Source organism: Methanopyrus sp., assembly GCF_053997775.1.
The window spans coordinates 1-4821 of sequence record NZ_JBMXXF010000008.1 but is presented as its reverse complement, the minus strand read 5'-3'; the positions used below and the strand labels follow the sequence as shown (position 1 = coordinate 4821).

Below are 4821 nucleotides of genomic sequence, written 5' to 3'. Positions count from 1 at the left end.
GCCTCCCGTACAAGAAGGCGAGACGTGCGCTCGCACGAGGGCTCGCGCTGGTCCTCGACGCGAGGCCCGCTAACTCGACTCGAATCCGGAACGTGTTAGAGGAACTCCCCGAACGATTGGAATACTTCGCGATCAGGACCCTGGGAGGCCGGCCCGCCCACTACTCGAGCTACAGCTACCTGAGGAAGGTGGATCGTCTCGAGTTTGAGTGGATTCATCAGGCGTCCCTCCACACACGGTACGACCGGACGTCGCGGACTAGCGGGTGAACTTCCCGATCCCCTTGCGGTACCTCAGCCCGACCGGCAGGCCTCCCGGACGGGGGACCAGCTCGAACTCGAGCTCCTCGCGGGCGGGATCGTCGACGTATTCGGGGTTAAAATACACGCAGAGACACCCGGGCTTCAGCTCGGAGCAGGCGTCCCTGATCCCACGATCGGAGGTCACGAGGACGGACCCCTTGACGGCTGCCACCATGACGTTCGCCACGTCCACGTGTTTGTCGCCGACCCGACCTTCCTTGAAGTTGCACCTGAATCCCTGCAGGGACTCGGGTAACCCGGCGTGCCCCCGTCGCAGTCCCCGGTACAACCTCTCCAGCTGTTCGGAGTACTCCGGGAGTGACAGCACATCGTGTACGCTCACGTCCTCGTGACCCTGAACAGGTAGCAGAGGCTCCTCACCGTCGGCCCCAAGAGTTTCGAGAGTGTCGGGCAGGCGTGGCACAACTCCCGACCGTCGTAGTCTCTGAGGTCCTTCAGGCGCCTGGCGTACTCCCCCCGAAGCTCCTCGTAGGAGTGGAGGAGGAAGTTCTCGCCCATCATCCGTTTGACCTCGAGGAGGAACGCGTACACGACGTTGTCGGCCGGGGTCTCGCAGATGTCGTCCACGAAGGCCTTGGCGAGGGCCACGAACGCGTTGGTGTCCAGGACGACACCGTGATAGCGGCCTATCGTCTCCCGGAGCCTCCCCTCAGTGTCCACCGGCTCACCGCGCCGCGGCACCGGCCGACACCCCGACGAGCCTCCGCGCCAGCTCCGCCTCCGGGTGATCCTCACCGCGACGACGCGCCGCCCGGGCCACCGCCAGGGCCAGCTCGAGGGCCTCTTCCCTAACCTCTTCCGGCAGCGCTTCCAGGGCGGATCCCGGGCCGTCCTCCACCGCCTTCAGCAACGCCGCGTGAAACGCGTCGACGGGGTCCTCCTCGGGCCGTAGATCTCGCCTCTCACGGTAGGTTTTCAGCCTACCGTCCTCGTCCAGGTAAGGGAGGTCGTTCGGGTCCAGTTCCAGCGCCCTCAGCGGCGGCTCGATCTCCCGACCCGGTGCGTCGTCGGGCCCCGGGTAGCCCCACAGCGACCTGTAGACCGCGTAGAACCGCGCCCTCGGGTCCGAGAGTCCCACGTCCAGGAGCTCCAAGACGGCCTCCACCAGCTCCCTCCAACCCACCGCGAGCACCTCAGAGAGCATCTCCGGGTGTCGCACGCTCAGGGAGTTCCCATCCCGCCTGACGGCGCTAACCCCGGTGCACGGCGGCAGGACGGCGGCGTACGGGATCAGCCTCACCGACCTCCACCCGCGCCCGCGGAGGTCGCGCACCTCCCGCAGGAGGTCCCGCACGGAATCCTTCACCTCCTCGATGAACTCCTCCCAGTCTACCTTCTTGGGCCCCGGCTCGCGCCTGACCAGCGGAACCACGAGCGCGTCCTCGCCGATCACGGGCCACGCCGACGCGGCCTCGAGCCCGCACCCCACGATCCATCCGACGATCTCCTCCCAACGCCCCGCGATCCGATCGCCCCGCAGTATCAGGGAAACCCGACCGTCCCAACTGAGCCCGCCGACGACCGGTAGCGGTTCCTTCGTTCGGACCCATCCGCCACAGGACACCGGGATCTTCCACCACCTAATCCCGCCCGACACGTTCGCAATGATCTCCGACCAGGCCCGGAACAGCACGTCCGGGAGATCCGGGTATGTAACCCAGCTTCCACTCACCTCATCGATCTTTACCACCTCCACCTTGATGTCCTCCGCGATCTCGACCAACTCGCGGCAGGCCCCGGTGATCTCGTCGGAGACCTCCTTCCACGCCGACGGGACGGGTAACTCGCCGTGGTCCCACGACCAACCTGCGACCATCCGGGGTTCCGCGGCCACCGGATCCCAGCGGGACACCACGGAGTTCCGCAGGGAGAGCTCGGTCAGTACGGCGGCCGCCCAGATCCCGTACCGGTTCCCATCCACCTCCGAGGTCGCGACGGCGGCCTCCACGTGCGCGAGCAGTTGCCTGCGGTTGAACAACCACGAGACGTCCCAAATCCCCCACTGTTTGAGTTCATCCGGAGGCTCCCCACGGGGCACCTCCCGCTCCTCCCGGCGGAACTCCTCCCGGGCCCGCTCGAACCGCTCGAGGTCGCGGTCCGTGGCCGGCCGGACCGAACCGTCCTTTCTCACCACGACCGCCAGGTACGCGTCGACGGGATCCTCCCCCTCCCTACGCGCGGCCCGGAGTAAGAGGTCGCGCCGAACGCCCTCCACGCTCCGCGACCTCCCGCACCTCGGGCAGGTCACGCGACCGTCCCTGACCGTTCCGGGCCCGGCCTCCTCCGTCTCCACGACCTCGAACTCCACCTCGTCGCCGTCCTCCGGCACGTCCGGCTCCAGCGCGTACCGACCCTCCACGACCCATCGATGCTCCATCAGGGGAATCAGGAGCCCGCACCCCGGGCACCTCACCCGCTTGATCCAGAGGTAAGCGCGATCTTCGCGGCCGTAGAGGTCCCCGAACCGGCCCCTCAGCACCTCACCCACCTCGCGTAGGAACCCCTCCAACTCCTCCAGCGCTTCCTCCCGCAGCGAGAGCAGCCGCCCGAAGACCTCGCGGAGGAACCGGGCGATCGCGGGGTCGGAGACGGCGAGCCGAACCTCCCGCCCCGCCCGGGCCGCCTCGAGGGCGATCGAGCCGTCGCCGAAGACCCACATCTCCCGCGGGACGTCTCCATCAGGTACCTCAATGGGCGCCCTCCAGGGCTCGCCGACGATCGGCCGCAACGACGGTAGCAGCGCGTCCTCCTCGGCGTCCTCGGGGGCGAGGCTCAGGAGGACCACCGCCCGGGCCAGCGCGACCGGCGACCTGAACCCGGGGAGGACCTCCACCGGCGACCCGAGATCACGCTCGCGCCCGCACTCCCGGTAAACGTCCGCCACGGGGAACCAGGAGTCGATCTTGCGAGTCTTCAACACCCTTCACCTCCGCTCCCCGAGGATACAGTGCGGGTCGTAAGCCTTTCCACCCCGATCGGGGTTTCCCTAGGGTCCGGCGGGTCCGGTCACCGGGCTCACCCGACTCCGGACTAATCTTGTCGGCCTGAGGGGCGCCGGCTTACACCCTTCCTTGGGGCGCTACTCCCAACACTAAACCCCCGAACTCAGAGGGTCTCTCGAAGGGTCGAGGCTACTTGCACGCCCGGACACTTCCGAGAGCAGGCCCAGCCTAAGTTGAAGGGCGAACGATCGCGGATCATCCCGCTCGCAGGTTCGTTCTGCCCGGAAAAGACGCGTTCACGGGCTCCGGAGGTCAGGGTGGAGCCCGGGAGCGTCCGGATGGAGGTTCAGCTGGAGCGTAGGATTGCGGTGGTCCGGGCCGGATCCCGTGGGTGGTGGATCAGGGTTCTCCGGTAGCGCCGAATTCTCGGTGACCAGGGCGGCGGTCGGGAGGATCTACCGTCCACGTCCGGTGATCACTTCCGATGGATGGTGAGGGTTATATTTCCGAAGGCATGCCGGTGTGGTCCTTACCCTCGGCCCTCCTTTGGGGGCCGGGCGGTTGCTGGAGGCTCTGGTTCTGGCCGCGTTGTCCGTGCCGGATGACCCGGGGAAGGTTCTCGAGCGGGTCGTTGAGCACCCCGAGGTCCTTCTAGCCAAGGGAGGGAGGGGAGGCGGAGGTCGCGGCGGTGGAGGAGGCAGGGGCGGCGCCGGAGCCAAGCTCTCCCGCGCGGGTAAGGTCCTGAGGTCCCCGGGGAAGTTCCTCCAGGCGGTCAAGAAGCGGGCGATCAAGAAGAGGGTTCGGAAGAAGGGAGTTCGGAAGCGCTACTCGGAGAGGGAACGTAGGCGACTGTTACTACTTTACTGGAAGGTACGGCTTTACTACCGGAAGGTCGTCAAGGGCGTGCTAGCGTACGCCGCCGCCGCGTCCGGGATCGTACTTATCATCGCCTTGGACTCCCTGGAGTCCCTGATAGACGAGAAGGACTACCGGGAGCTGAGGATGGGCCTCTTGATGGGCCCCTTACTGACCGCATGTGCCGCCTTTCTGACCATCATCGAGGCGGAGGTGGCGGACAAGGCCGTTTCGGCGTTCTCGGAGGCCGTGCTCAGGGGCGGAGGCCTCCAGGCGGCGCTCGAGGCTTCCGGGCGTGGGCGGTCTACGGGATGGTGGTAATAATCTGCATTGCGTCCATCCTCCTGGCCTCCGCGCTCCTGTGGAGGAGACCCGACGTCAGGGCCCTCCCGGTGCTGGTCCCGCTGGTCATGGGGATCTGGGCGCTACGGTGGGGTCTGTGGGTGGTGAGCTGAGGCGGCGCGCCGGGTTCCGCGCCGAGGGTCGTCGGCCGGGACGTCGTCGGGGCCGGGTCGCCGCCCACACCATCGGACCCCTGGGATCAGCGGCGTACCCCGGCCCGGTTTACCGGGCACCGTCACGGTCGGGCCCGTCGGCCCTCGACGGTGCCCATCCGCGAGGCGGATGAGAGGGTGAGAAGGTCGTCCGAGAGGCGCGGAGTCGACCGGCTCGGACGGTGGGACGGACGTCACCCCACGCCT

6 protein-coding genes are annotated in these 4821 nt (G+C 67.6%); 3 read left to right on the top strand and 3 right to left on the bottom strand.

The features are described from left to right. The coding region (locus ACXJJV_RS01695) for a DUF1678 family protein (RefSeq protein ID WP_456466447.1) at positions 1 to 269 on the top strand (269 nt) is incomplete at its 5' end. Here the strand turns inward: ACXJJV_RS01695 and ACXJJV_RS01690 are convergent. The 3 genes from ACXJJV_RS01690 to ACXJJV_RS01680 are packed head-to-tail and all read right to left on the bottom strand — an operon-like array spanning position 259 to position 3240. After that, positions 259 to 645, bottom strand: a complete 387-nt coding sequence (locus ACXJJV_RS01690; protein ID WP_456466446.1) for a hypothetical protein — start codon at positions 643 to 645, stop codon at positions 259 to 261. The genes ACXJJV_RS01695 and ACXJJV_RS01690 overlap by 11 nt on opposite strands. After that, positions 642 to 1004 (bottom strand): hypothetical protein, encoded by a 363-nt coding sequence (locus ACXJJV_RS01685; protein ID WP_456466445.1) that lies wholly within the window; start codon positions 1002 to 1004, stop codon positions 642 to 644. The genes ACXJJV_RS01690 and ACXJJV_RS01685 overlap by 4 nt, the downstream gene beginning before the upstream one ends. Continuing rightward, the gene (locus ACXJJV_RS01680) at positions 988 to 3240 is read right to left on the bottom strand and encodes a hypothetical protein (protein ID WP_456466444.1); all 2253 of its coding nucleotides are present in this window, start codon (positions 3238 to 3240) and stop codon (positions 988 to 990) included. Before ACXJJV_RS01680 ends, ACXJJV_RS01685 begins: the two co-directional genes overlap by 17 nt. A 586-nt stretch (positions 3241 to 3826) precedes the next feature. Here ACXJJV_RS01680 and ACXJJV_RS01675 point away from each other — a divergent pair. Continuing rightward, positions 3827 to 4441, top strand: coding sequence for a hypothetical protein (locus ACXJJV_RS01675; RefSeq protein ID WP_456466443.1), 615 nt, complete (start codon positions 3827 to 3829; stop codon positions 4439 to 4441). Then, positions 4432 to 4575: a hypothetical protein gene (locus ACXJJV_RS01670; RefSeq protein WP_456466442.1), complete on the top strand. Its 144-nt coding sequence runs from the start codon at positions 4432 to 4434 to the stop codon at positions 4573 to 4575. Before ACXJJV_RS01675 ends, ACXJJV_RS01670 begins: the two co-directional genes overlap by 10 nt. Positions 4576 to 4821 lie beyond the last annotated feature (246 nt).

Bases quoted from the DNA above. Each gene is read 5' to 3' on its own strand.
- ACXJJV_RS01670 (WP_456466442.1), top strand. From the start codon at position 4,432: ATGGTGGTAATAATCTGCATTGCGTCCATCCTCCTGGCCTCCGCGCTC.